Below are 26,461 nucleotides of genomic sequence, written 5' to 3' on the forward strand. Positions count from 1 at the left end.
CGCGACGATATAAAGTTGAGTGGTATGATGAAGTTCTTGAAGTTTGTTCTGTTCCTCGCCTTGTTCGCCGCGGACTTTGCCCTGGCGGACGGGCTCCCTAATTTGGATCGCACCGACAAGGTGCATAGCCGTCGCTATCTGGACTCGCTGAACGCCTTCGCGAGGCGTCCGATTCGCCTGAACCAGAGCGGCTATAGACCTCAGGACTACAAGTACGCCTATGTGGCGGACCCTGCGGATACCAAGTTCAGAGTCATTGACGCGAATAGCGGCGCCGAGGCATGGAGCGGCTCCTTGAGCCTTATCAGCAATAGTGTCATTAAACCGAATATCTGGATTAATGGTGCTTTCAACTCCCTGGAAAGCGTCTACGAGTTTGGAAAGCAGGATTCCATCAGCACCGAGAGGGAAGCGCTTTACCGTGCCGATTTTACGGGACTCTCGCCGGCGATTCCGGGTGAATATTTTGTCGTGGTCGGAAACGACACCTCGGCCACGTTCCATATCCATCCTTCCGTCTTTAATGCGATTCTCGAAAAGTCGCTGATGTTCTTTGGCATCCAGCGTTGCGGTGACACGCATTCGCATTTCCACGGGGCCTGCCATTTGAAGGACGGTTCTGCAGAGGGCTTTGACCTTACGGGTGGTTGGCATGACTGCGGTGACCATTTCAAGGTCTCCGAAACTTTGGGCTATGCGGCGTTCGTTTTGTCGATGGTTTACCTGACGTACCAGGACAAGGCCGAAGACCGTTACGGCAATTCGTATGCCGATACGGTGTTCACCGACGGTATTCCGGACGTGCTTTACGAGGCGAAGATCGGAACGGACTATTTGCTCAAGCTTTACAGGGCATCCAAGGCGAAAGGCCTGATTGAAAAGGGCGATATGTTCCATTCGGTGGGCGTGGGCGATGGTGACCACCGATACTGGGATTTGCCGGAACGCCAGGATGCGCAGTCTCCGGAACAGGGTGGCCCTGACCGTCCTGTCGACACCTCGATTGGAGCCAATACGGCGGGTATTTTTGTGGCGGCCATGGCGAATGTGGCCGTGGGTTACAAGGTGTATGACCCTGCCTATTCCGATTCCTTGATCGAGGCCGCCAAGGATATTTACAAGAACGTGTTGATGCCTGCCTTTTACGAGCAACGCAATACGGGTGGTGGCGCCTATAATCAGTTCTACACGGGTGGTGGTCCGCTGTATGACGACGGTGCCGCCGCAGCCCTTGCCCTGTGGTATGCGACCAAGGATACGACGTATCAGTACGACTTGTACAAGAACACCAATATTTTTAATAACGCCTCGAATTACCATTATAACTTGGATTATTTTAAGGCCGGTTTCCTTGGCAATCCGAGTGGCTTTACTCCGGGTGGCTGGGCGGCCGACTACCAGAACATCCATTCGTTCGTCCTGTTTGCTCTGCAGAAAATGATTCTGAATGACGAGACGGTGGCTGCTTCTTATGGGCTTTCTGCGGCGGAACGCGATACCCTTTCGAAGCGTACGATGGCGACCTTCAGGAAGGTTATCGACAACAGCACGAACGACGGTGACTCCCTGGTGCTTGAAAATCCGGCGACGCAGGGCGAGCCGCACGAGGGGTCCACCAAGCTGCACGTGATTCGCCCGTATAACCTGGTGTGGACGAGTTTTGACTGGGGCGTGATGCGTTACAACCTGGGAACGGCAGTCTCGATTTTCTTGATGTATGAACTGACGGGCGACGAACGCTATTTGCGTGTGGCACTCGACAATATGTACTTTATCTTGGGTGCGAATCCCTGGGATATTTCCTTCTTGATGGGGACGGGCGACAAGAACCCGCAGCATCCGCATAACCGTGCGTCTAACCCCGATGGCTATAATGCTGGCGGTATGCCTTACAAGTATAAGTGCCCGGTGGGCGCCTTGATGGGTGCCCGCGAACCGACCAAGACTTTGATTGAAGACTGGAGCAAGTACACCTCGACGGAAACCTGTATCGACTTTACGGCACAGTTCCTTTTCCCGGCGCAGAGCCTTGCCCAGACACTTCCGATCGACGCCGAAGGCCCCCTGTTCAGCAACATTATGGGGACGCCCATTACCGATACGTCGGCTATCGTGAGCTGGGATGCAAACGAAGTGGCGTTGGTGACGGTGTTCTACAATACGACGCCCGATGTGGTGGGGGCAAAGTCGGTACAGCAGGAAAAAGCTTCCAAGGGTGGTAATGTCGTTCTGCCTGGACTTGAAATGGGTCAGACCTACTATTTCTTCCTGGAAGGCATGGACACCAAGCGCAATATGACGACCGACGACAATCACGGACAGTGGTATCAGTTTACCATGGTGCCCGCCACGACAAATATCAGCGGCGTGACGATTTGCCAGGTCGATAACCGTAGCGCCAAGATTTATTGGTGGTCGAGTGACCGTATGAACGGTGTCGTCAATTACGGAACTTCGATGAGCGCATTGACGTCGTCCAAGGCGGCCGATGGCGGTGCCGTACTCTTCCACGAGGCGAAACTTACCAACCTTGCTCCGGGAACGACTTATTACTTTAACGTGTCCTCGGGCATGACAACGGACGATAACGGCGGTGCGGGTTACAGCTTTACGACCGAAAGCGAGGCATCTTATGCCGACCTGAATATCAGCCTCAAGCCGAGTTCCTACCAGAATGCTTGTTCCGACTGGGGGAGTTGCCACCAGTTTATCGTGTCGATCAGCAATAACGATACGATCCCGTTCGAAGATTTCGAAATGCGCCTCTACCTGAATAACCCGAACCTTCAGGCGGCAAGCAACATTACGCAGAAGTTCGGTGGTGGCGGTGTCGTGAACGGCTCCTGTACGGTTTCGTTTGGTACGGCGCAATCCGATGGTTTCGGCGGCTATTACCTGCCCATCAAGGTGAACGGCCAACTCGAAGTTTCGGGTCAGTTGATTTTCCAGCTGATATTCAATAATACCGATTTCAAGGCTCTTGAAGGTTCCTGGTCGCTCAGAGCGCATACCGATGAGAACGATCCCGTGTACTTCGAGGGCGTCGACTTGACGCGTGGCCCGGCTTACAGCGGCTCCGAGACATCGTTCCTGGAAACCTATAACGGAGAAAAGGTGATTGCGATGGTGGAAGATCCCTATATCGCAGTCTATTACCATGGAAAACATATTTTCGGTTACGGTCCTGACTATACGCCCGAAAATGGTCCCCAGGTGCATCGTACCGTGACCCTTGACTTCACGAAACCGTTTGTGTCCCCGCTCTACTCTGTCGAAAAGGAAGACTACGCGACAAGTTTCGAGGGCAAGAGCAAGGTGTCTCCCACGGGATTCCTGGATGACCTTGAAATGAACGGCCGCCCGCAGAACTTCTTCTACGACAATGGAAACCGTACCGATTCCTACGTGTTCGGCAAGGATACGGTACTTTCCTACGGCAACAACTACATGGAATGGGTGAGCTGGCATAACCATGGCGCGAACCTGAAGACCGAGAATAAGTACGATTGCGCTTGCGCGGTGGTGCGTAGCAATGTGGAAATCGATACGATTACAACTCCGCTAGAAAAACGCTACCTTGTATTCGACAAGGATTCCTATAAGACTTATCAGACCGCGGCGGGCGGGACGCCCAAGATGGTGGAGGTCCATGTGCGTCTGCTCGATAGCCTTGCCAATCCGCTCGATACGGTGAACTTGACGCTCACCTTGGGGACGACTTCGGGAAATCCGCTTTTCTGGAGCTCTGCCACGGCGACGATTCCTATTACGAGTGTCCAGCTGGTGGGGGGCGAAGCGACCTTCTATGTGAGTTCCGAAGATGTCATGACGACGACGCTCTTTGCCCGTGCGGGAACTTCTACGCAGTTTGACTATGTGCCTGCAAGTGCCGAGCTGATTGTCGAGGAACTTCCGCCATGGCCGATTATTGACATTGCCAAGATGGTTGACACGGATTGCGATAATGTTCCCGATGCAATCCAGATTCGGATCTCGAACGAATACCAGGAAAATCAGTCGTTCAACTCGGTGCAGTTTGTATACAAGAACGATACTGTTACGACGACCGACGCTTCTGTAAACGGCAAGGAAATTCTGGTCAAGATGAACATTTCCGATACGTCCGTCAATACGGCTCCGAGCGGCTCGATTACGCTGTTCTCCAATGTGGCGGGCAAAGTGGAATCGCATACGGATTTCTATCTGGATGGCATTGCGCCTACTCTGCTGGCTGTCGCGGTACTCGAACGCCTCGATACAGCTAGGAGTGACCGTGTGTACATGCAGTTCAGCGAACCGATTTCTTCTCCGGGTACCGAATGGCCGGTACAGCTTTTCGCCACGGATGGAAATTCGATGGTCGATGCTCCTGCAGTCAAGTTCACGCAGCTCTATAACGAGCCTATGAACGTGTGGGAATTTGAAGTCGCGTATGCTGCCGACGGATCGTCGATTGTCACGGAAGGGATGTTTGCCCAGCTGCTTGCAACGAGCGGAATCCTGGACAAGAACGGAAACGGAATCTCGACGACCTGCGGACAGCCCAAGCTTCCGATTACCTTGAAACTCTTGCCGGTCCCGATGGTATACGCCTCGATTTCGGATGCCGACGAGAATGGTGTCGCAGAACGTGTCTATGTCGAATTTGAACGTCCTATCGATGCGAAGCATTACCCGGACAGCATTTCTGTCGTCTTTGGCCGTACCGAACCCGAAACACTGTGGGTGTCTGGTAGCCTGCCCAATTACGCTGCCGACGGCATGACGGCGATTCTCGATTTGCCAACGCCCTTCAGCTATGGGGTCACGAGTGGAACCTATGAAGGCGCTTCCAAGGGAATGAATATCTCGGGTGCAGGGTTTGTCACTCAGCACTTGGGTTCTGGCGCCTCCTACGAATCGAATTCAGCCTTGGCCGAAGACAAGGTTGGCCCGGTAATCGTGTCGGCGACTATTGATATGTCCAAGTCGGATCGATTCGATATGCTTAATATGAGTGTCAGTGAACCCTATACGATTGTCGATTCGTCGCTGGTGTACTACCGCGAAAAGCAAGACAAGCGCGATACGGCGGTTTACAAGCATTCTGTGGAGTCCATGACGTTGAACAAGTTGGGTATCACGGCGGTGTATAGCAAGGAGAACGAACTTGCCGTGAGTGATGGTGACTCTGTGCGTCTGCAACCGAAGGATTTCAGTGCCGTTGTCGATGAACGGGGCAACAGGCCTTCGCTGGATAATCGGTGGGTGCCTATCCTCGCTGGAGGCGAACCTAAGATCAGGTTCCGCGTGAAGCTGCAGGAGCAGGTTTCCCGTTCGGGCGGCTTGGTCCGTTCTCAGGTTCCTTCTACCGACAACATCCGCCTTTACGTCGTGAATCCGTCGACGGGTAAGCTGGACATGATCAGTCACGGCTTGGTGGTGGCGACGGGAATCGACACCTCGGCTATCCAGGGTGCTATCTGGAAAGTGGACATGACGGTACCTCGAGGTTCCTTGAGTGGAGAACCTGCCGCTTGGGATACGCTCAAGATCAAGTATAACTTGCCAATCTATTCGAATTTGGGCAACTACGTGAACCGCCTCGCTGCTTCGTACAACTTGCCGTCGGCGAAGTACTTGTCCAATTCGGGAAAGGTGGTCATGTACATAGAATGGGCGAACTCCGAGGTTGGTCTCCAGTCCGAACAGGGCAGGGCCGTTGCGACGGGTGCCTATATTTACAAGTTCCAGATCGATTGTCGGTTTGTACCTAATAGGAACGCAGATGCCGCTCTTGTGAAGAAGTTCTCGAGCAAGAATTCTTACGACAAGACGGAAACCTTCGGGGTCAAGCGTGTGAGGTAGTATGGCTGAGAGCCTTTATTCCGATTCGCCGTACCTCTTGGTACTTTCGGTGCTGGCATTGTTGCTGTCGCTGGCGTACCCGATGTTGATGAGCAGCAAGATGACGGCAAAGGCTCTCCCGTCTGCGCTTCGGCAAATGATTATAATCAACATCGCCTGGAACTTGGGCGGTGTGATTGGCATTCTGTTCTTTGACGGAACGGTCGAGGTCGGCACGCCGCAATATATTGGGCGAATGATCTTGTTCGGTCTCCAGGCAATTTTCTGGATCAGGCTGACGCTGGTTACCTACAGTATCGGTGAGCTAGTCGTTTTCAACAAACGCAATTCCTTCGGCTACCTGATGTCGGTGTTGAGCGGCGTAGTTGTTTTGCTGTTTACTCTTTTGCTGATTTTTGCTCCGGAAGCGGTTGCTGGAATCACTGTTCTGGGAATGCATCCCTTTGAGAAGGCTCCCATCTTTTCAAGCTTTGCTGTCGCCTATATTTTATTTGTCGCCCCGTTTGGTTTCCTTATGGTGTACCAGCTTTTGCGCGGAACGCTTCATTCGCTTGATGCAACCATTACGCAGACGGGCGGCTACATGGTGTCCTGTTATGCCGTCCTGATGATTCTTGCGGTCCTGTTCGATTTTGTCATTCCGATTGCGAAACATTTCGAGACGGGGGTAGGAAGTTTTCATTTCATGGTGTGGCATCAGTTCCTTAGCCTTTTCTTGGCGGTGCTTAGCGGGCAGTATTACACGTCGGCCCGTTTCCGGGACAAGAGTGCCTACTGGTTCTTGCAGAAACTCATTAGCAAGATTGAAGATGGCGTGATTTACTTTGACGACCGAGGCAAGATCGAATTCGCTAATTACGGAGCTTCCAAGTTGCTTGGGCAGTCTGCCGCAAGCCTTTGCGGTCGCTCGATCAAGAGCCTGTTTCCTCCGAATCTCGATTTTTTCCGCGAGACGGTCTACAGTGACGTGCGTGTTTCTATCGATGGGGAAACGCATGTGCTCAAGATTCATTTTTTCAAGTGTCGCCAGACGCTGATGACGGTTCTGAATGTCGCCTTTTTTACCGACCAGTCCAAGACGCTTTTGCTGCAGCAGAATATCAAAACGCTGAACGAACAGTACGTGGAGTACACGCACGATCTGGTGCGTTACCAGGACCGCCTGAATAAGGAAGCGAGGGTCAAGGCCGAAAAGGAAAACGTGCTGAACACCTTGATCAACGCACTCCCGTTCAGAGTGTGGTACAAGAGCGAACTGGGTGTCTACCAGACGCAGAACCAGATGGACCTGGACAAGCGCGGATCCCGTGGCGGTGCCCGCGATAATCCCGACGATATTTCGGAGTACGAAACCGATGCCCGCGAGAAGGGCGAGGTCAAGGTCTACACCTCTTTCGAAACTGCTGACGGCAAGGAAATTTCCCAGGACGAGGCGAACAGGCTCGCGAAGAACGGCGAACTGGTTCAGACGTTCGACAACATGTACATTCCCATTATCCAGGGGACGGCTCCCTACAAGACTTTGTGTCTTAAGGTTGACATGACGGAGCAGCGCAGGCTCGAACAGGAACGTAACATGCTCCGCGAACAGAAGTTCATCCATTCGAGACTCGAGGAACTGGGTACGATGTGCGGCGCCTTTGCGCACGACTACAACAATATCCTGGGTTCGCAGATCGGCTTCTGCGAATTGGCGATCGAAATGCTTTCTCCGGACAACGATGCCTATGAATTAGTCTGTGAAGCAAAGAAGGCGGCGGAACGCGGAAAAGTCTCTATCGCGGAATTGCTGAACGTGATTCGTGGCAACGCCAATGCGGCAACGCCTGCAATGGTGTTCTCTCCGTATATGATTATCGAGGACGTTGTCAAGAAGATTTCTCTGACTCTTCCGCCCAATATCGTGGTTCACAGCGAAAACTTGGACAAGAAACTGAAAATCAAGGGCATCGTGGCGTCGTTGGACCGCATCATCAGCAATATGGCGAACAACGCAATCTTTGCCATGAAGCAGACGGGTGGCACGCTTACCTTCGGCCTCTCGCCGGTGACGCTCGAAACCCAGCTGGTGACCCCGTACGCACCTCCCGTGCCGGCCGGAAATTATGCCAAGTTCGAAATCGCCGATACGGGCTCGGGGATGGATTCGGGGACCCTGGAACGCATTTTTGCACCGTTCTTTACGACCAAGGCGCCCGGAGAGGGGCTCGGGCTTGGGCTTTCGTCTGCACTTAGGCTCCTAAAAGAGGGTAATGCCTACTTTACGGTGCAGACAACTTTGGGCGAAGGAACTACATTTTATCTATATTGGCCACTGGAAACTGAAACGAAGGAGGACTAGTGTCTACTATCCTGATTATCGATGACGACGAACAGTTCAACCTCATGATGAAAAAGGCTCTTGAAATCAAGGGCTACAACGTCGAGACTGCCAAGAATGGTCGCGAAGCCAAGGCTTTGTACCAGAACAAGACCTACGACGTGATCATCACCGACATCATTATGCCGGATGTGGACGGTTATGAAGTAATCCTGGACCTGCGTCGCTTGGGAATGAGCGACCGTACCATTGCCGTCAGCGGCGGTGGCCGTACCTCGGCCGAAGATTACCTGATGACTGCCCAGCATTTCGATGCCGCTGCGACATTCAACAAGCCCGTAGAACTGCAAGCCCTTCGCGCCAAAGTCGAAGAAATTATCAAGAGTCACGCCTCCTAGAGTAAACGATGAATATCCTGATCGCGGATTTGGATCAGAAGTTTATCGAGGGCGTGGAGCGTTCCTGGTCGGTGCCAGGGACCAATTTGTTGGTATGCCGTAACGAAGCCGGGCTCATGCCCCTCGTCAAGAAGGATTCGATAGACCTTGCGTTTATCGAGGTTCCGTTCCTGATGCAGGACAACATGGACATGGTGAGTTTCCTGAAGGAAAAACACCCTGGAATCGAGATATTTGTGCTTTGCGACGACCGCAACTGGCAGGGTGCCGCCTCGGCGATTACGCGCGGGGCGAACAGTTTCCTGAAAAAGCCAGTCACTCTTTCCCTGCTGGAATCGACCGCCCGCAAAATCCAGTCGCAGTTGCAGAACCGCACGAACAACCAGCTCATGGAATCCCAGGTGCTGGACAGCCTTCTGGGCAATACGCCCGAGATGCGCAAAATTTTGAAGACGGTCTACAAGGTGGCGCCTACCAACAGCACCGTTCTTATTACCGGCGAGTCCGGTTCGGGTAAGGAATTCCTGGCGAATGTCATTCACCGTTACAGCAAGCGTGCGACAGAACCGTTTGTGGCAGTGAACTGCGGCGCCATTCCCGAGAACCTGGTCGAAAGCGAACTTTTCGGTAGCAAGAAGGGCTCCTATACGGGCTCGACGACCGACAAGAAGGGCCTGTTCGAATCCGCGAACGGCGGTACGCTTTTCCTGGACGAAGTGGGAGAACTGTCTGCCGCTACCCAGGTGAAGTTATTGCGCTTCTTGCAAAGCCACGAAATCAGGCGCGTGGGCGAGACCGAACCTCGTTATTTGGATGTCCGCGTGCTTGCGGCGACCAACCGCGATTTGCAGGAATCCATGCAGAAGGGAACCTTCCGCGAAGACCTTTATTACCGCCTGAACACATTCCACCTGATGCTTCCTCCGCTCCGTGAAAGGAAGCCCGCGCTCCCGAACCTGATCAAGTACTTCATCTTGAAGAACAAGGATGCGCAGGGGAAAGAAATTGTCGACCTGGAACCGGCAGCCCTGTATGCGCTCACCAAGTATCCGTATCCGGGCAATATCCGCGAACTGGAAAATATCATCGAACATGCCATCGTGCTTGCCGAAGGTGGCGTAATCCGCTTAGAAGATTTGCCCGAAGAAGTGCAGGAATGCGCCCGCGAAAAGACGATGGCGATTCCGCATATCAAGGGGGAATCCCCGGAACCGATCGAGGCTGAAGTTGAAAGACTACCGGGCATTTCGTTTGAAGGGACGGGTAAGTCGAGTGCCTCGGAACAGAAGTCGGCAGCGGAAGGCGATTCCGAAGAAATCCTCTCGCTTGAGGAGATGGAACGCCGTCATATCCTGCATGCGCTGAGTGTGTGCGGCGGAAACAAGACCGAAGTCTGCAAGCGACTTGGAATTAGCCGTGCGACCCTGTGGCGTAAATTGAAAGAACTCAAGATTATGATGGATGGCGACGATGCCTGATTTTGAAAACCAACAGAACAATTTTGAAGGCCGTCAGGTCCCGATGGATCTTGAGGCGGAACGTTGCCTGCTCGGTAGTATTTTGCGCGATCCGGACGTGATGGGGAGTGCCATCATGACCATCAAGGACGAAAGCTTTTTTTATCTGGAAAAGCACCAGCTGATATGGACAGCCCTCTGTACGCTCAACCGTAATGTGACTCCGATCGACTTGGTGACTTTGGCCTCGGAACTCGAGACCATGAACAAGCTAGCACTCGTGGGTGGCCGCGAATACTTGTTTGAACTCATGGAATCGGTTGCGTCTTCGGCGAATACGGAATGGCATATCGAGCTGTTGCGCAAGAAGGCGACTCTCCGCAAGCTGATCAAGTCGTCTTCAACGATTATCAAGAATGCAATGGATCCGGCGGCGTTGCCTGACGAAGTCTTGCAGGATGCCGAACGTGATATCTTTGCGATTGCCGACGACCAGATCAAGGATTCTCTCAAGCCGATCCAGAGCTTCGTGACTCCGCTCCTGGAACGCCTGAATAACCGCAAGGATGGCATTACGGGTATTCGTACGGGAATTTCGGAACTCGATGAACTCACGAACGGTCTCCAGAATTCCGACTTGATTATTCTGGCGGCGCGTCCGGGTGTGGGTAAGACTTCTTTTGCCCTGACGATTGCGGCGAATGCGGCCATCAACTACCACCACAACGTGGCGTTTTTCAGTCTCGAAATGGACGGAGTGCAGCTTGCCCAGCGTCTGCTTTGCTCCCAGGCGCAGATCGACCAGAGCAAGCTCCGTAACGGTTACCTGAACAGTGACGAAAAGAAGAAGCTAATCGCGGCCGTGTCGCCTATCCAGCAGGCTCCGCTCTATGTCGACGACAACGCGGACCTCGGCATCATGGAACTCATGAGCAAGGCGCGCCAGCTCAAGCGCAAGGGAAAACTTGACCTGCTGATTATTGACTACCTGCAGCTGATGAAAACCGGCAAGGAAGAAAACCGTGCGGTCGCCATCGGTGCGATTTCGCGTGGCTTGAAAATTCTCGCGAAGGAAATGCAGATTCCCGTGATTGCGCTTGCCCAGCTTAGCCGTAAGGTCGAAGAAAAGGGACGCGAACGCCCGCAGCTTTCCGACCTTCGTGAATCGGGTTCTATCGAACAGGACGCCGACATGGTGTGGTTCGTGGAACGCAAGTTCGTGCAGACCCACCGCGAAGAAGATAAACATTCTGCAGAACTTATCGTGGCGAAACACCGTAACGGTTCCGTCAAGGACATCCCGATGACGTTCATTCCGGAATACACCACATTCTACGACGCAGCCCCCGAAGGCGAAGAGGGTGGCGAGGCCTATGCCTACGACGACTCCGGCGACATGGGCGCAACCGATTTCGGAAGTTTCTAGGAAATTGCGTATGTCGATTGTTTTGCTCCCCTTTGCCTGGCTTGGAAAGATTATCGTGACCGGTATTGCCAATATCGGTGAAGTGGTGTGCATCCTGTTGAACACGCTGAAACAGTTGCGCTATATCCATAAGAATCCGTCGCTGATTGTAAAGCAGATGATATCGATTGGCGTGTCGTCGCTTCCACTGCTGTTCGTGACCTCCATTTTTACGGGCATGGTTGCGACGGTACAGGCAGAATTTGAATTTCACAATCTGGTTGCAGACAAGTTTGTGGGAACGGCCGCTTGCAAGATGATCTTGATCGAACTTGGACCACTCCTCACGGCGATTGTGCTTTCGGGCCGCGTGGGCTCTGCCGTGGCGGCAGAACTCGGTTCCATGAAAGAAAAGGAAGAATTGGCTGCTTACACGGTGCTCGGACTTGAACCATACCGTTACTTGGCTCTCCCGCGTTTTGTGGCTTTCTTTACGATGGTGCCCTGCCTTACGGTGATTTCGAATGCGCTAGCCATTATAGGTGGTTGGATCGTGTGCGTACTTGGTCTTGACATTACGACCTATACCTACGTGACCGGGATGCAGTACCTGTTCGACCCGATGGACCTGTGGTCCGGTGTGCTCAAGTCGTTTGTCTTTGGAACCTTGATTTTCTTGCTGGGTTACTACCACGGCATCAATGCCAAGGCGGGTGCCCGAGGCGTGGGAATTGCCACGATGAGCGTGGTGGTTTCCAGTTGCCTTATGATTTTGATTGCTGACTTTGTGATGGACGCCATCCTGTTCTTCTAAGGTAATATTATGCCTAACGTAAAAATCGACCCGAACGATATTGCCATTCGCCTCAAGGGACTCAAGAAATCCTTTGGCCCGCAGGATGTGCTTTGCGACGTGAACCTTGACATTCGCCGTGGCGAGACGATGGTGATTATCGGCAAGTCCGGTGGCGGAAAGTCCGTGATTCTTAAGCACATGATTGGCCTGTTGCAGCCGGACGGCGGTGAGGTGACTGTGGACGGCGTGACGATCAGTACGCCGAAGTTTTTCGATACGCATACGATCCGCCGCAAGATGGGCATGCTTTTCCAGATGGGTGCGCTCTTTGACTCGATGGATACCGGCGAGAATATCGCGTTTGCCCTGCGTGAACATCACCCGGAACTTTCCGAGAAGCAGATTCAGGATGTGGTCACCGAAAAACTCCAGATGATTAACCTGGTGCCCGAATTCCGTACCAAGATGCCGTCTGAACTTTCGGGTGGTATGCGCAAGCGTGTTGCCTTGGCCCGTGCGATTGCACTGAATCCTGAAATCCTGTTGTACGACGAACCGACGACCGGTTTGGACCCCATTACGAGCGATGTGATTAACGACTTGATTCTCGATATGCAGAGCAAGCTCGGGGTGACGTCTGTGGTGGTGACGCACGACATGGTGAGTGCCTTCAAGGTGGCCGACCGTATCGCGATGCTTTACAACGGCCGCATTATCGAGGTGGGGACGGTGGACGAAATCAAGAACACCAGCAACCCCTACGTGCACCAGTTTATTACCGGACAGCGCAAGATTTCCGTGGAAGAGGGCGAAGCGTAAAGGCTTTCCCGGCTGTTTCCACATCGTCATTCTCGACGGAGCGAAGCGACGGAGGGAATCCATTGAATCATTCGTCGGTTGGATCCCGTTCGCCTCTTCGAGGCTCCAGGATGACTCTCCTAGAACCGTAACGGAATGCCCCCGCGTCGTCATTCTCGACGCGCCTGCTTCGGCAAGGATGTTGTACTCGCATCGTCATTCTCGACGGAGCGAAGCGACGGAGGGAATCCATTGAATCATGCGTCGGTTGGATCCCGTTCGCCTCTTCGAGGCTCCAGGATGACACTCCTAGAACCGTAATGGAATGCCCCGCCTCGTCATTCTCGACGGAGCCTGCTTCGGCAAGGATGTTGTACTCGCATCGTCATTCTCGACGGAGCGAAGCGATGGAGGGAATCCATAACTTGAGGTTCTGCTTGACATTTTGTTTAGTAATGTTTACATGTCGGTGGTGTGTATGTAAAAAATATGTGTTTTTAAGCACGAATTTATCACCAAGTGTAACGCTTTTGATTTGAATAATGTATTTTTCGGACAAAGAGGTTTTATATGAACAAGAAACTTTTGTCAGGACTTGCATTGGTGTCGGTTGCTGCGACCGGTTTTTGGGCTTGCGGCGAAGGTAATATCAATGGCAAGGATTTGAATGACGATATCGCGATGGCTTCCAATGATCAGGACTTGCAGACTTTAAAAGACAACGCCCTTGATGAATGTCGTATGACCCCGGACTGCTATGCGAAGTATCAGGGCTATTTGGAAGGAACCGAAGTTCCGACTTCGGTTGACAATCCGGTTCCTGACGTAAATTCCTCGAACTCTAATGGCGGCGGCAATTCGTATACGATGCCGAATGTGTCTTCTTCCATCAAGATTGCCCGTAGTTCTTCGTCGATCAATATTATTGATAATCCGGTTGAGTCCTCTTCTGGCGCAGCCCCGATTACCGACGATTCGTTCGGTACTTGCGCACCGCTTAAGAATCCCATTAACAAGGGTGAAAAGGTCCAGTGGCAGTTTAAGGCAAACTCGAAGTATCCTGGTTTTGACGCTTTGAAGATTGCCAAGGCGACTTATACTTGGTCCTTTGCTGCTGGTGCCGTGGATGATGGCACGGGCAAGGGCACCACGAGTGGCAATATTACCTATGCAAACTCCGGCGCAACGACAGCCTCTGTTACGGTGCTGTATGATGGCACTCCGATCAGCGTTGCCTGCGATCCGCTGCAGGTGAATGGAGCTGCAATTACGGGTTGTACTTGCGAACCCGATGTTGCTATTCCGGATGTTGCAAATGGCCCGGTCACTGTTACATGGTCTGTATCTAAGTGTGCTACTGTTGGCGCCACGATTACTGGTTATGAATGGACAGGTGCTACTGGAACGGGCGAATCTGCTACCGCAGCATTCTCCGAAAAAGACCAGGAGATTACTCCGACAGTGGTTGTTTCCAACGATGACAATACCAAGCAGTCTTTTACTTGCTCGGCAGTGAAGGCTATCGATGCAAGCAAGCCTGACTATGAATTTACGGATCAGGGAAATACAAACGCTATTCCGTTTGTTGGCAATGTGGATGCTACTGTAGTGTTCAATCTTCCGTCGGGTTGGCATGGCGCTGGTGATGCTGGCACATGTACCTTTGCTTGCCAGGTTGATAGAGGTGGAACTGGTGATGGAAAAATTACGGGATCTATTGGTACAGTTGAAATTGTTGGTGGTGACTATGTTACTGCAACGATCGATGTTGCCAATACTATCGGTGGTAAGTCCCTGCCGTTTGTCTTGAATGTTGGATCCAATGCCGGCGCGTCCTGCTTCGTTGCTTGGTAATCCACTAAAACTCTAATTTCAGAAAAGCTCCCTCCGGGGAGCTTTTCTTGTATATGTACAATCATTGATTGTCCCGAATATTGTCTATTGAATAATTTGCTATTGAAAGAAATGGCTGTCAAAAAACTTGACACTACCAAACACAAGGGTCTCCCTGCAGGGAAGCCGTTGTTCTGTTCGCTCGTAGTTCAGTCTGCTCTTTATTCAGTCCATTAGAATTAGACGCACATTCAAAACCATATACAAAAAAAAGCAAGTCCTTGGACTTGCTTCTGAATGCTTTTCAATGAAACTGTAATTTCTACTTTTTGGTAGTCTTTACGGCGTTCCAGACCATGTAGCCGATAAAGAGGGCGCCGAAGGCGAGGAGGGCGATGGCGAGCTCGGAATTGTATTTCTCGATAATGTCCTTCTGGCCGTGGGCGAGGTAGCCGAGGCCCGCAAGGACACAGTTCCAGATGGTGGCGCCCAGGAAAGTGTACAGGGTGAATGGAATCAGCTTCATGTTCGCGATACCCGCCGGGATAGAAATCAGCTGGCGGATCACGGTGATGAGGCGGCCCACGAACGTAGAAATGGCTCCGTGTTCACGGAAGTAATTTTCTGCCTTTTCGAGCTTCTGCGTGTCCAGCAACAGGAAATGTCCTAGACGGCTGTCGGCGAATTTGTAGATAATTGGTCGACCGAGGAACTTGGCGAGGAAGTAGTTGATGTACGCTCCGACGAGGGCGCCTGCGCTTGCGGCGATGACAATCAGCACGATGCTGAGCCCCGAGCCCGGCTGCAGCGCCTTGTAGGCGGCGGGGGGCACCACGAGCTCCGACGGGAATGGAATGAATGAACTTTCGACGGCCATCAGGAGGGCGATGGACCAGTAATTCAGATGCTCGTTATACCAGTCAATAATCTGGGTGTAGATTCCCGTAGATTTGACCGGGGCCGCTTGGGCGACTGTATCGGCTACGGTGGGCTCGGCGAATGCCGCTACTGCGAACAAGCTAATAAGTGCTAAGGCGAAAAATTTTTTATTCATGAGGCCAAATATAGAAAGAAAAAGAAACCCCTGACGCGTTGTCAGGGGGTATCAAAGGTTTGTAGAAAAGTCTTACTTTTTCTTCTTGGACTTTTTGTTCTTTTTCTTGGCGGCTTTCTTATTCGCCTTCTTGGAAGCCTTCTTGTTCTTGGACGGCTTGACTTCTTCCTCTTCTTCGTCCTCGGCGACTTCTTCCTGCTGCACGGACTGTTCCGGTTCACTGTAGGTTTCGCCCGTCTGGTATTCGATGATGGAGTTCTGGCTGTTCGCCTGGTTAAGGGCGGCCTTGGCCTCTTCCACGTACTTGCCGTTCGGGAAACGCTTCAGGTAAATCTCGTAGTCCTTCAAGCGGTTGCCAGCTTTCACCAGTTCGAAGATGCCTGCTTCGGCTTCATCGCGGAAGGCTCCGTTCGGATTGTCGTTCAGGTAGGTGAGGTATGCCTTGAAGGTGTTCTGAGCCTGGATGGCGCGGAACTTGTCGTATTCGCCGAGAGAACGCAGCTTGGCTTCGACTTCGGGCCTACGCGGGGAGTCGGGGTAGTACTGCAGGAACATCTCGAGCATTTCCGGATCGTTGGAGGCCATGACCTGGTCGAAACGGGAATCTTCCTGGCGAACCTGGTATTCCTTCAACTGGACCTTGCCGCTGTCGAGGGTGGAGTAGAGCTTTTCCTTGGTGGCGAGGTCTGCCGGGTGGCAGAAGGCGAGGAAGCTTTCGAGTACGTCCGCAAACTGGGTGCGGGTGTAGGCTTCGCTCATGTCGGGCAGTTCGCCGTTTTCGTCAAGGTAGAAACGGTAGTCGCGCTCGATGGCCATGCAGTCCCAGTCGCTGAGCGTATCCTTGACTTCGCTGTACTTGCGCAGGACGTCGTCGCGGTCGTGCAGGTTGTAGCGCATGCGGCGGTCACGGCGGCTTTCACGGCCGAAATCAAGTGAGAGTTCTAGGCCGACGCGTACGGGCCACTTGTAGGAAATCTTGTCGAACTTGAGGTCGGAGTACGGGGACGGGCTTGGGCTGTTGTCCTTGTCGCGTGCCTTGATGTCTTCGTAGGGGAGGAATTCCTTGCGGACATTCACGCCAATCTTGAGGTCGACATCCTTGAAAATCTCGGTGATGCGGTATTCGAGCGCGCCGGAAACGAATCCGGTCTGAGCCATTTCGGTATGCTGGTCGGTATGACCGCTGTAGTCGTCGTAGAAAGAGAAGAAGTGGAATCCGAATCCGCCCAAAACGCGCAGGTCGAGGTCCCCGATCAGGTTGAAACTGAAACCGGCGAGCACGGAAGGTGCGTAAGTGAGGAACCAAAGTTCACGGTCGGTCTGTTCGCCCTTTCTGGTCTTTCCGCTCTTGGATTCATCGGGGATGGTGTACTTGGGGTTGTCTTCGATGGTACCGAACTGGAAGGAGTTGACTTCCGCGCCCAGCCAGAAGGTAAACGGGATGTCCGCTTTCCACAGGGGCGTGATCAGGGGCGACCACAAAAGACCCAACGAAAGGGGGACGGTAAGAACATCTTTGTCAAGCCCGTCATCGAGGAGAGTCTTGCTCTTGTCGGTCTTGAAATTCAAGAAGGCGGGTTCACCCTGCAGGTACAGCTGGGTACGCCAGTTGGATCGTTCAAAATCGGCCGCATACGAGGCAGCCGCCAGTAAAGACAAAATGGCAAATAGTTTACGCATCATACTAAATTTAAATTTTCTAGGGCGCTTCGGGAGAAAGAAATTAAAAAATAAGGGTTTTTTAGGTGTTTTTGGTCTAATATCAGAAGTTCAGGATGAATCCGACGCCCAGTAGGATTGCTCCGGCTCCAATCAGGGAGCCTCCGATGATCATCTTGCGGTCGCCCTTGTCGACCAGATCCCTGTTTTCTTCGATTTTTTTCTGGTAATTTTTTCCTCCCGAGGCGGGGCGTTCCAGCTCGTTCTTGACGGCATCGGCATCGTCGTAGTCCAAGCTGGCGAGGTATGTAAACAGGGCGCCGAGAAGCAACGGAGCGATAGAGGTGCCCATCAGGGTCTTCCCTAGGCGGTGACGCTTGCGGATGCTTTCCCATTCGTCCTGTACGATTTGCTCCTGGAGGTTCGTGATGGGAGTCAGGGTGACGTCGATGTCCGTGATTTCGGTGGGCGAGGCGAATACGGTCACCAGGGTGTCACGGTAACCGACCTTGCGAATTTGCACGGTAGAAAGGCCTGGTTCGAAGATGGTGAATTTATTCGGAGAGTATCCGATGGGTTCCGACTTCGGCGTAATCGGCGACGACCCTGCGTATATTTCTGCTCCCGACGGAATGGTCGTGATGCGGAGTTCGGGTTTTGCCTTCTTGAGCTTGAGCGAAAGCTTGGTGGTGTCACCCGGTATCGGCCTAACAGCGGACTTGGTGCTCCATAGCTGGCGGTTCACATTCCAGTAGGCGTACAGGACGATTTTCCCGGTGTCGGCCGTTGCAAATGTACAGGGGCTCTTGCAGATGTCCTCTTTGCCGTGGATGGCAATGTTTGCGCCTTCGGGATCCGTTTCGATATGGATATAGCTCTTGCCGCTTACAGCCGGCTTGGAGGGGGAAACCTTTTCGCCTTGGAGCGCCTTGATGAAATTTTGCAGCTTGTTGTTGGCCATGGCATCGCTCAGGGAGCGGATTGCGGATAAATTCATCTGGACCGAGGTTTTTGCTCCCTTGACGGTGGAATCGTCGAAGACGAAGTGCGATGCCTGCACTGCCAGTGAATCCGGCGTGCGTGCGGCGGTGATGCGTCCGGTGTAGGCGGATGCGGCCTTGTGGGCGGAGAGTGAATCGCGGATGCAGGCGATATCGGGGCAGTTCGCGAATGCGTCGGGTCTTGCGACCGTGACGGGCGTTCCCGATTCCTTGATAAGCTTGGTCATCAGGTGGTCCAGCTGTTCGGCTAGCGCAGAGTCGGAGCTGCGGCGTTCCAGCGGAATGTAGATATGCTTGCCTTCGACGGAATCAAGGTAGGTGGGGATTGGGGCTGCGATGGCGTCTGTCGTGTCTTGGAGGGGTGAGTCTTGTAGAGTTGCGTTGCGGGCGATCGTATCGCGAGTAGTGGTGTCGGCCGGGATGCTGTCGGTGCGGACGGAGTCAACGGTCTGGTTACTGCTTGCGGCGTGGAGAAGGTCGGCTCCCTGCTCGTCGGTAATGCTTTTGAAACGGGTGGCGGGAATGCGTACAATGGTGAATTGTCCTTTGATGGAGCCACCGAGACTGACCGTGTCGTTCTGAATGCCAAGGAACTGCGCCGTCTGTTTTGCGCCGGTCACCAATTCAACGGTAGCGCGGACGCCCTGGAGTTCGTCTGCGTAGGTCGCGAACGCCCAGAAGAGTACGAAGGAGAGGATAAACTTTTTCATGGCCGACCTAGAATGTTAATATGAATCCGAGGGTGAGGAGCGAGGCGCCGACTGCAAGACCGGTGTACATGACGGACCTGGAGGTTTTAGCCTTGTCGCGGTAATCCTTGAAGTCCTGCTCGGTTTGACGGAAATGCCTTGTTTCGGCAATAGCCGAATTCTGAAGGGTGTTCTTGCAGTCATTTGCTTTGCTGATTTCGTATTGGCTTACGATTCCCGCGATAGCACTCACGGCAAAGGGAATGACCGACGAGAACATCAGGCCTTTCCCGAACTTTTTGCGTTGTCTCTTGGACAGTTCACTTCTCTGTTCGCTGAGGATATCCTCGTCCAGGGCGCTGCGTTGCGAGACGATGAGGTATGACGTGTCCCTGTCGGAAAGCTTGACCTTGATGGTGGTGTCCGTAAATTCGGGGTGGAACAGCGAAACGAGAATTTCGCCTTCAAGAACTTGGTCGTCGTTCAGCGGGATAAAGGCGGGCGAGACGAAGTCCGGATCCTGCGTATGATCTGGGCGCGTGTCCTGAACGTAGATGTCGGCCTTGGATGGAATAGTCGATACGTGCAGCACCTTTTGGGCAAAGGCGATGTTTGCAAAAAGAAGGCAAATGGCGATCAGTCGGAACATTAGAAAATTCCTCCTGAATACGGTCCCGTGATGGTATAGTAACTTGACTTGTTCTCGATAAACCAATGCATTTGCGGGAGTGGATTGCGCGCATTGTCTTCGCCTAGAATTTCAACTTTGCAGCTGAACCTGCATTTGAATCTGAAAAGGAGTGTAGGTGAACGAAAATCGCTTGGAATGGTGTCGCCGTCAACCAAAACGTTCAACCGAGAAGCGTTGATTCCGGAACCGTCGTCATAGACAAGGTATTGGATGGAATCGGCGGGAGAAATCGTATCGAGGAAGGGGGATATCTGAGGGGCGACCTTGTCCGTAAGGAAAATCGTGTCAAGTGTCTGAACCGTGTTTGCGGGGATGTCCACCATAACGCTTTCGGGGGTATATTCCTTGCGTAGCGATTCCTTGACCAGAATCTTGAGTCTGGATTGGGCCTTGACCTTTGTCGTGACGGTGTATGCATGTTCGTCGGAAGTGTGCTTTTCTAGCGTGTCGCCGTCTGCGGAAATCAGGTAGACGTTTGATTCCAGGAAGGCGTTGCTCTTGAACCTGGAGTAGACGACGGGAATCTTGATTGTCGAGGAGTCGTTCAGGATCTTCGTTGAAAAATGGAATATCTCCGAAGTGTTCTGGTACACCCTGCCGCTGGCGCTCTGGGTGAGAAGCTTTAGTCCCCAATACAGGGTGAAGGAACAGTCCCTTGTGATGATGGCGGCAGAGTCGGGATCGATGGGACCGAGAAGTGAACCGCCAAGTGAAATTTCTGCGTTACAGTCGACGTTGCCGACGGCATGGTCCCAGACGGAATCGGGATCGTTTGAAATGAAAATCTGGCAGATGGATGTTTCCCAGGGATCGTGTCCCTGAACGGACCAGCGTAAAGGAATCTGCTGGCTGGAAGTCGGCTCTGCCTGGTTGTAGCCGTTGTACGGGAATAGAATCGTGATTCCGTTGGGCGTGTTGACGTGGACTCTGAAATCGTTATGGAGGGTGTCGCCGTAAAGGTCGACGGTCTCGAGAGAGCCTGTGTAATCTCCGGAATTGCTGAAGGTGTAGCGGAAACTGGACAGGTTGAAGTTGTCGTTTTCGATGTTCCACGAACAGCCCCCGTGATACTGCTGTAGGGTCTCGTCGGTGAAAATGGCTTTGCCGAGGCCGTAGGCCGCATAGAACCGGACGGTTTGTCCTTGCTCCAGGTACAGGTCGCCGAGAGCGTCATTGTTGTTGACGATGTCGCCGGTATAACCGTCGGCGACGGCGTAGACGAATTGCTGCAGGTTGTTCGATTCGCTTGCCAGGTGGTCGTCGCCGCAGGCCGAGAGGAACAGGACCGCATAAAGCAGAATGGAAAGAATCAGTCTATTCACCGAAAACCTCCGGCAGGGTCGTGTTCGGCTTCAGATAAAAGTTTTTATTGATTCTGTTGCCGCTAAAGTCGATGGCGGTAATGGTGATAATCCTGTAGGTCCAGCTTCGAATGTCCTTGTCAAAAGGAATTTTCAGCAGGTTGTCCGATAATGAAAAGTCTTGCACATAACGGTTCTCGAAGAACACGCTAATCATGGATTCCGAAATGCCGCTGCCTGCATCGTAGACTGCAAAACGGAGCGTGTCCGCGATGGCAATCGTGTCGCTCCCTAGCGGGCTTGTGATGGCGGGCGGTTTGTTGTCGTATAGGCGGATGGTGTCAAGTTCCAGAACCTGTTCCCCGTGGAGTGAGAAACGTGAAAGGATGGGCGAAAAATCGGGATGTCCCGGAATGGATACCCGGAGCGAAAAGGAGCCTTCGGCAAGGGGAGCCAGGCTGAAATCGGTACTGTCGCTCTTGATTTCCTTGAGGGGGACCATGTTGCTGTCTTGCAGGAGAAGCTGGTAGGTGAAGGTGTCCCTGTCGGAGTTGGTCATGAGATGGCCCATCACGGCGTTTTCGCGGGATGCACCCTTGACATAGAAGTATCCTTCGATGGTCCGTTCCGATTTTTGGTGGAACTGGTTTTCGGCAGAGACGCTCCAGTAGTACTTGTGGAGTGGAGTGAATCCGTTGCGGTAGATGAAGTTCGCCTGATTGAGGAGCGTGTCGACCATGATTTCGCCTGTAGATTTCCAGATGACGAAATGGTAGCTGATTTTGCTGATGGAATCGGATGCGGTGCCGTTCCAGGCAAAGCTTAGGGAAGAGTCGGGTTCGATGCTCTGGGTGCCACAGGCGGGAATGAAAAGACTGTCATCTAGTGCAGGTGAATTTGCAACGGTCACGGAGAGTGTATCGCTCAGGGTGTCGCCGAAGGAATCGACAAAGACGAATACGACTTCGTGGACGCCGAGTTCAAGGATGGTGTTCCTGAAACTGAACTCGTTTGCAAACGGGTTACCGTCTAGTAGCCAGAAGTACCGCTTGTGTCCGATGGATTTGGACGGGTAAACTTCTGTAAGGAAAATGAGGGAGTCGCCCGGTCGGATGGTGTCGGACCTGACTTTGGCGACGGAGGAATCGAACGATGTCGTGAGGAGGGCCTTGACTGAAATGGGTTCGCCCGGTTCGGAGCCGTCAAATACGTAGCGGTCGGAATCGCTGCAAGCCCCGAAGACAAGGATGATGAGGCCTAGAAGGAACAACAAGAGGGAATGGAACTTGCCGAAAGTCATTTGCCCTCCAGCGTGTCGAGGACAAAGAAGGTGCGGGCAGGAATGGAATCCTTGTCGCCACGGGAATCTTCGACGATGACCCTAAAAGTGTGTTCGCCTTCGCCTAAGCCGGATTGCCGGATGTTGTCGAGTTCGCCGAGGGTGTAGGATTTCCCGTCGATTTCAATGGTGCTGAAAATTCTGTCGTCTTCATCGCGGTCCCAGGTGTCCCAGGTGAACAGGAACGGGGTATGGCTGTTACCGTAGAGGGTATCGCCATTGGCAGGAACAGTGATGTCGCTGATTTCGGGCGGAGCGTTTACGATGACCGAGATCTGTTTTTCGAGCCAGTTTCCTTCGTTGTCGATGATTTTGACATGGTCGGGAATGAAGTTCTGCACCGTGAACGGGGACGCCGTCATGACGGTTGATACGGGGTAGCTGCGACCGCTGTCCAGGAGGTCTTCGCCGTTATACCAGTAATACCTTACGTTGTCCTGGTAGGCGTCCGGTACGACATGGACGACCAGGGTGGCGGAGTCGTTGGAATTGATCTTGAGCGGGTCAAAGGTGTTCTCGCCGGACTGGTGGACGTAAACTTCGAAATCCTGAATTTTGGAGGAACTGTCGGGTAAATCGGGAATGTCGCTGCACGCACCTAGACATACGCCCAGAAAGGCGAAACCTGTCAGGCTTCCGTAAAAGCAAAAAATACGCTGAATGGATTTACCGAATAAACTCACGGAATTAAAGATAACTATATTCGTTCACATGAGTACCGAAAATTTTGAATATAAAACCGCAATGGAGCGTCTGGAAAACATCCTGGAACGCATAGACAATTCCGAGATGGAAATCGACGAATTGGCCGGGGCCGTGCAGGAAGCTACGGAACTTTTGCGGAAATGCAGGCAAATCCTGCTTTCAACGGAAAAGAACGTGCAGGAAGCGCTTTCGAACCTGGACGGCGAAACGGAAACGGGTGCCTGATAATGGTTGATAAGGCGTCGGAAATGCCCCTGAACGCAGAAGTCCCTGCCATGGAGGTTTCGGGACTGACTGTGAAGTTCCCGGTGCGCGGAGGCGTGCTCGGTAAGGTGCAGCGCTATTTTACCGCCGTGGACGACGTGTCGTTTACGCTCCCGCAGGGGAAAATCCTGTCGGTGGTGGGGGAATCCGGCTGCGGCAAGTCGACTCTCGTAAAGTCCCTGGTCGGGCTCGTGCCGATGGCATCGGGTACTTTTAAACTGTTTGGCGAAACCGTCTGTCGGGGGAAGGTGGCTGGACCGGCTGCTTTGCAAAAATTGGAAGGTTCAGCTACGCGTAAGTTGGATGGTTTGGCTTCGCAAAAGTTGGGTGGTTTGGCTTCGCAAAAACCGTGCCGGGTGTCCGACCTGGTGCAGATGATTTTTCAGGATCCGTTCAGCAGCTTGAACCCGCGGCAGACTGTAGCGGAAATACTCACGGCGCCGCTGGTGGCGCGCGGGGTGAAGTTTGATGTGGCGGAAACGCGCGCCAAGGAACTCTTGGAGCGCGTGTCATTGCCGGCAGCATCTCTCCAAAAGTTCCCCCACGAGTTCTCGGGGGGCCAGCGGCAGCGCCTCTGCATAGCCCGCAGCTTAATGGTGCGTCCGAGAATCCTCTTGTGCGACGAAGTGACGAGTGCGCTAGATGTCTCGGTGCAGGCGCAAATTTTACATTTGCTTGATGACCTACGGAACGAATTTGGACTTTCTATTTTATTTATTAGCCACGACATGCAGGTGGTTCGTGCCTTGAGCGACGAAGTTTTGGTGATGTACTTTGGTCATGTGGTTGAACGCGGTCATGCCGACGAGGTCTTGACGAATCCGCAGCATGAGTACACTCAAAAATTGTTGGCAAGTGTTCCGACAATAAGGAGAAAGATATGTCAATAGCAGAAGAAGCGAAAAAGTTTCACGCCGACAAGCGTGGCAACTGCGCCATGGCTGTGGCTTATGGTTACGCCCGTGGAACGGGCAAGACGGAATTGGAATCGACCGATGCCGCACAGACTTTCCGCGGGTTTGGAGGTGGCCAGGCTCCGGATGGCTTTTGCGGTGCGCTCTACACGGCAAAGCTGATGCAGCCGGACCATGCCGACGCCATCGAGGACTTCTTCAAGCGCGGGGCGAAGAACTGCACCAAGTGCAAGGAAATCCGTCCGAATGGCGTTATCCCTTGCAACCGCTGCGTGGAACTCGCCGGCGAAGCGCTGGATTTTTTAGATAAGTGACACATAGTGTCATTCTGAGTTTGTCGAAGTTCTCTAGTCTCATAAAAAATCTATTTTTGCTCTTGAAAAAGAGAGGTTCTTATGTCCGCTAATCCCATAATCGTCGTCGACTATAACGCCGGTAATTTGACTTCGGTGATGAACGCACTTGCGCATATCGGTGCAGACGCCAAGTCCAGCCGCGATCCCGACGTGATTGCAAAGGCGACCCGCCTTATTTTCCCGGGCGTGGGTGCGGCGGCATCGGCCATGGAAACCTTGACTAAAACTGGAATTGGCGATGCCATCAAGACGGTCGTGAAATCCGGTAACCCGGTGCTCGGCATTTGCATCGGTTGCCAGATTATTCTCGAGGAAAGCGAAGAGGATGGCGGTGTCAAGACGCTTGGACTCATTCCGGGCAAGGCGGTGCGTTTCAAGGACGAACCGGGCCTCAAGATTCCGCACATGGGATGGAACCAGGTGAACTTCACGCGTGAACATCCGATTATGAAGGGTATCAAGAACGGGAGCGATTTCTACTACGTTCATTCGTACCACCCGGTGGTGCCTGCGGAATATGCCTTTGCCGAAACGACCTACGGTACGCAAACGTTCCAGGGGATTGTCGGCAAGGACAACCTGATAGCCACTCAGTTCCACCAGGAAAAGAGCGGCGATGTGGGCCTCGCCATGCTCAAGAATTTCTGCGACTGGAAAGTCTAGCGCGAACGGTCGCTTGTGAGCAAGAAACGGCCCGTATCAACGGGCCGTGCTTGCGAGAGTGAGCGCTTCGGGGACGAATTCGTTAGTTTAGGCGCGAACGGTCGCTTGTGAGCAAGAAACGGCCCGTATCAGCGGGCCGTGCTTGCGAGAGTGAGCGCATCGAGGAAGAATACGCTTGTTTGGGCGCGAACGGTCGTTAAATCTTACGGTAGTTCGCCGCCGATCAGTTCCATCTGTTTCTTGTAGATGTCCTTGCAGGCGTTTTCGCCGAGGTCAAGCAGCGTGTTGAGCATGTTGCGGTCGAAGCTTGCGTGTTCACCGGTGCCCTGCACCTCGATGAAGTTCTTTGCGTCTTGCATCACCACGTTCATATCCACGTCGGCTGCGGAATCTTCTACGTAGCACAGGTCGCAGAGTGGCTTGCCTGCGACAACGCCGACGGAAATCGCGGTAATGCCGTGCTGCAAAATCTGTTGCGTAATGCCGAGGCGCGCCTTGATTTTCTTGAGTGCGATCGCAAGGGCGACGAAGCCGCCGATAATGCTTGCGGTGCGTGTCCCGCCGTCGGCTTCGATCACGTCGCAGTCGACCACGATGGCGTTCTCTCCGAGGGCAGAAAGGTCGGCTGCGCCGCGCAGCGACCGGCCTACCAGGCGCTGGATTTCTTGAGTGCGGCCGCTCGCGCCCTTGCGCTCGCGTTCCACGCGCTTGCCCGTACTCTGCGGCAAGAGGCTGTACTCAGCGGTAATCCAGCCGGTGCCTTTACCGGCGAGCCAGTCGGGAACCTTCGGTAAAAGGGTGGCGTTGCAGATGACGCGGGTGCGTCCCATTTCGATGAGAACAGAACCGTCGGCGCTAGAAATAAAGCCGGTGGTCATCTTCAGGTTGCGGTATTCGTTAAACTTTCTGTCGGTGCGTTCGTATGCCATAATCGTTCCTTTTTAATTTCATTAAAACGTCATTGCGAGCCC

Annotated in this window: 20 protein-coding genes; 12 read left to right on the forward strand and 8 right to left on the reverse strand. The window is 53.1% G+C overall.

Annotated elements, in window-relative coordinates; translation table 11 throughout:
- Positions 1-24: 24 nt before the first annotated feature.
- The 8 genes from BUA93_RS00165 (at position 25) to BUA93_RS00200 (ending at position 14,875) form a co-directional block, all read left to right on the forward strand.
- Positions 25-5,847 (forward strand): glycoside hydrolase family 9 protein, encoded by a 5,823-nt coding sequence (locus BUA93_RS00165; RefSeq protein WP_072976402.1) that lies wholly within the window; start codon positions 25-27, stop codon positions 5,845-5,847.
- Position 5,848: 1 nt separating this feature from the next.
- Entirely contained in the window at positions 5,849-8,188 is a 2,340-nt protein-coding gene (locus BUA93_RS00170) for a sensor histidine kinase (RefSeq protein WP_072976404.1), read from the forward strand.
- Positions 8,188-8,565: a response regulator gene (locus tag BUA93_RS00175; protein WP_072976406.1), complete on the forward strand. Its 378-nt coding sequence runs from the start codon at positions 8,188-8,190 to the stop codon at positions 8,563-8,565. The genes BUA93_RS00170 and BUA93_RS00175 overlap by 1 nt, the downstream gene beginning before the upstream one ends.
- A gap of 8 nt (positions 8,566-8,573) precedes the next feature.
- Positions 8,574-10,043: a sigma-54 dependent transcriptional regulator gene (locus tag BUA93_RS00180; protein WP_072976408.1), complete on the forward strand. Its 1,470-nt coding sequence runs from the start codon at positions 8,574-8,576 to the stop codon at positions 10,041-10,043.
- Positions 10,036-11,448 carry a replicative DNA helicase gene (dnaB, locus tag BUA93_RS00185; RefSeq protein ID WP_072977198.1) on the forward strand — a complete coding sequence of 471 codons (1,413 nt, stop codon included), beginning with the start codon at positions 10,036-10,038 and terminating at the stop codon, positions 11,446-11,448. The genes BUA93_RS00180 and dnaB overlap by 8 nt, the downstream gene beginning before the upstream one ends.
- A gap of 10 nt (positions 11,449-11,458) precedes the next feature.
- On the forward strand, positions 11,459-12,241 hold the full coding sequence (locus BUA93_RS00190; protein WP_072976409.1) for an MlaE family ABC transporter permease: 783 nt from the start codon (positions 11,459-11,461) through the stop codon (positions 12,239-12,241).
- Between the two features lie 9 nt (positions 12,242-12,250).
- A complete protein-coding gene (locus tag BUA93_RS00195; protein WP_072976411.1) occupies positions 12,251-13,042 on the forward strand; it encodes an ABC transporter ATP-binding protein in 792 nt (263 codons plus the stop codon).
- Positions 13,043-13,591: 549 nt separating this feature from the next.
- Entirely contained in the window at positions 13,592-14,875 is a 1,284-nt protein-coding gene (locus BUA93_RS00200) for a hypothetical protein (protein ID WP_072976413.1), read from the forward strand.
- Positions 14,876-15,176: 301 nt separating this feature from the next.
- Here BUA93_RS00200 and BUA93_RS00205 read toward each other — a convergent pair whose 3' ends face one another.
- From BUA93_RS00205 to BUA93_RS00235, 7 genes are all read right to left on the reverse strand, one after another.
- Positions 15,177-15,908, reverse strand: a complete 732-nt coding sequence (locus BUA93_RS00205) for a DedA family protein (RefSeq protein WP_083597059.1) — start codon at positions 15,906-15,908, stop codon at positions 15,177-15,179.
- 72 nt (positions 15,909-15,980) lie between these two features.
- Positions 15,981-17,591 carry a tetratricopeptide repeat protein gene (locus tag BUA93_RS00210; protein ID WP_072976415.1) on the reverse strand — a complete coding sequence of 537 codons (1,611 nt, stop codon included), beginning with the start codon at positions 17,589-17,591 and terminating at the stop codon, positions 15,981-15,983.
- Between the two features lie 79 nt (positions 17,592-17,670).
- Entirely contained in the window at positions 17,671-19,278 is a 1,608-nt protein-coding gene (locus tag BUA93_RS00215) for a peptidase associated/transthyretin-like domain-containing protein (RefSeq protein ID WP_072976417.1), read from the reverse strand.
- A 7-nt stretch (positions 19,279-19,285) separates the two neighbouring features.
- Positions 19,286-19,906, reverse strand: coding sequence for a hypothetical protein (locus BUA93_RS00220; protein WP_072976418.1), 621 nt, complete (start codon positions 19,904-19,906; stop codon positions 19,286-19,288).
- Positions 19,906-21,270 (reverse strand): hypothetical protein, encoded by a 1,365-nt coding sequence (locus BUA93_RS00225; protein WP_072976419.1) that lies wholly within the window; start codon positions 21,268-21,270, stop codon positions 19,906-19,908. The genes BUA93_RS00220 and BUA93_RS00225 overlap by 1 nt, the downstream gene beginning before the upstream one ends.
- On the reverse strand, positions 21,263-22,549 hold the full coding sequence (locus BUA93_RS00230) for a hypothetical protein (RefSeq protein ID WP_072976421.1): 1,287 nt from the start codon (positions 22,547-22,549) through the stop codon (positions 21,263-21,265). The genes BUA93_RS00225 and BUA93_RS00230 overlap by 8 nt, the downstream gene beginning before the upstream one ends.
- Positions 22,546-23,271: a hypothetical protein gene (locus tag BUA93_RS00235; RefSeq protein ID WP_072976423.1), complete on the reverse strand. Its 726-nt coding sequence runs from the start codon at positions 23,269-23,271 to the stop codon at positions 22,546-22,548. Before BUA93_RS00235 ends, BUA93_RS00230 begins: the two co-directional genes overlap by 4 nt.
- A 28-nt stretch (positions 23,272-23,299) precedes the next feature.
- On the opposite strand from BUA93_RS00235, the gene xseB reads away from it, so the two are divergent.
- From xseB to hisH, 4 genes are all read left to right on the forward strand, one after another.
- On the forward strand, positions 23,300-23,518 hold the full coding sequence (gene xseB / locus BUA93_RS00240) for an exodeoxyribonuclease VII small subunit (protein WP_072976425.1): 219 nt from the start codon (positions 23,300-23,302) through the stop codon (positions 23,516-23,518).
- Between the two features lie 2 nt (positions 23,519-23,520).
- Positions 23,521-24,447, forward strand: coding sequence for an ATP-binding cassette domain-containing protein (locus BUA93_RS00245; RefSeq protein ID WP_254793777.1), 927 nt, complete (start codon positions 23,521-23,523; stop codon positions 24,445-24,447).
- Entirely contained in the window at positions 24,438-24,785 is a 348-nt protein-coding gene (locus BUA93_RS00250; protein WP_072976426.1) for a hypothetical protein, read from the forward strand. Before BUA93_RS00245 ends, BUA93_RS00250 begins: the two co-directional genes overlap by 10 nt.
- Before the next feature lie 81 nt (positions 24,786-24,866).
- The gene (gene hisH / locus BUA93_RS00255) at positions 24,867-25,490 is read left to right on the forward strand and encodes an imidazole glycerol phosphate synthase subunit HisH (protein ID WP_072976428.1); all 624 of its coding nucleotides are present in this window, start codon (positions 24,867-24,869) and stop codon (positions 25,488-25,490) included.
- A 203-nt stretch (positions 25,491-25,693) separates the two neighbouring features.
- Here hisH and rph read toward each other — a convergent pair whose 3' ends face one another.
- Positions 25,694-26,419 (reverse strand): ribonuclease PH, encoded by a 726-nt coding sequence (gene rph / locus BUA93_RS00260; protein ID WP_072976430.1) that lies wholly within the window; start codon positions 26,417-26,419, stop codon positions 25,694-25,696.
- Between the last annotated feature and the right edge of the window lie 42 nt (positions 26,420-26,461).

It is taken from the genome of Fibrobacter sp. UWH4, assembly GCF_900142475.1.
Taxonomy (GTDB): Bacteria; Fibrobacterota; Fibrobacteria; order Fibrobacterales; family Fibrobacteraceae; genus Fibrobacter.

What these genes read in the sequence shown, in the direction of transcription:
- xseB (WP_072976425.1), top strand. Translation starts at nt 23,300, where the DNA reads ATGAGTACCGAAAATTTTGAATATAAAACCGCAATGGAGCGTCTGGAA.
- BUA93_RS00205 (WP_083597059.1), bottom strand. Translation starts at nt 15,908, where the DNA reads ATGAATAAAAAATTTTTCGCCTTAGCACTTATTAGCTTGTTCGCAGTA.
- BUA93_RS00250 (WP_072976426.1), top strand. Translation starts at nt 24,438, where the DNA reads ATGTCAATAGCAGAAGAAGCGAAAAAGTTTCACGCCGACAAGCGTGGC.
- BUA93_RS00215 (WP_072976417.1), bottom strand. Translation starts at nt 19,278, where the DNA reads ATGAAAAAGTTTATCCTCTCCTTCGTACTCTTCTGGGCGTTCGCGACC.
- BUA93_RS00195 (WP_072976411.1), top strand. Translation starts at nt 12,251, where the DNA reads ATGCCTAACGTAAAAATCGACCCGAACGATATTGCCATTCGCCTCAAG.
- BUA93_RS00200 (WP_072976413.1), top strand. Translation starts at nt 13,592, where the DNA reads ATGAACAAGAAACTTTTGTCAGGACTTGCATTGGTGTCGGTTGCTGCG.
- BUA93_RS00165 (WP_072976402.1), top strand. Translation starts at nt 25, where the DNA reads ATGATGAAGTTCTTGAAGTTTGTTCTGTTCCTCGCCTTGTTCGCCGCG.
- rph (WP_072976430.1), bottom strand. Translation starts at nt 26,419, where the DNA reads ATGGCATACGAACGCACCGACAGAAAGTTTAACGAATACCGCAACCTG.
- BUA93_RS00220 (WP_072976418.1), bottom strand. Translation starts at nt 19,906, where the DNA reads ATGTTCCGACTGATCGCCATTTGCCTTCTTTTTGCAAACATCGCCTTT.
- BUA93_RS00210 (WP_072976415.1), bottom strand. Translation starts at nt 17,591, where the DNA reads ATGATGCGTAAACTATTTGCCATTTTGTCTTTACTGGCGGCTGCCTCG.
- BUA93_RS00190 (WP_072976409.1), top strand. Translation starts at nt 11,459, where the DNA reads ATGTCGATTGTTTTGCTCCCCTTTGCCTGGCTTGGAAAGATTATCGTG.
- hisH (WP_072976428.1), top strand. Translation starts at nt 24,867, where the DNA reads ATGTCCGCTAATCCCATAATCGTCGTCGACTATAACGCCGGTAATTTG.
- BUA93_RS00170 (WP_072976404.1), top strand. Translation starts at nt 5,849, where the DNA reads ATGGCTGAGAGCCTTTATTCCGATTCGCCGTACCTCTTGGTACTTTCG.
- dnaB (WP_072977198.1), top strand. Translation starts at nt 10,036, where the DNA reads ATGCCTGATTTTGAAAACCAACAGAACAATTTTGAAGGCCGTCAGGTC.
- BUA93_RS00245 (WP_254793777.1), top strand. Translation starts at nt 23,521, where the DNA reads ATGGTTGATAAGGCGTCGGAAATGCCCCTGAACGCAGAAGTCCCTGCC.
- BUA93_RS00180 (WP_072976408.1), top strand. Translation starts at nt 8,574, where the DNA reads ATGAATATCCTGATCGCGGATTTGGATCAGAAGTTTATCGAGGGCGTG.
- BUA93_RS00230 (WP_072976421.1), bottom strand. Translation starts at nt 22,549, where the DNA reads ATGACTTTCGGCAAGTTCCATTCCCTCTTGTTGTTCCTTCTAGGCCTC.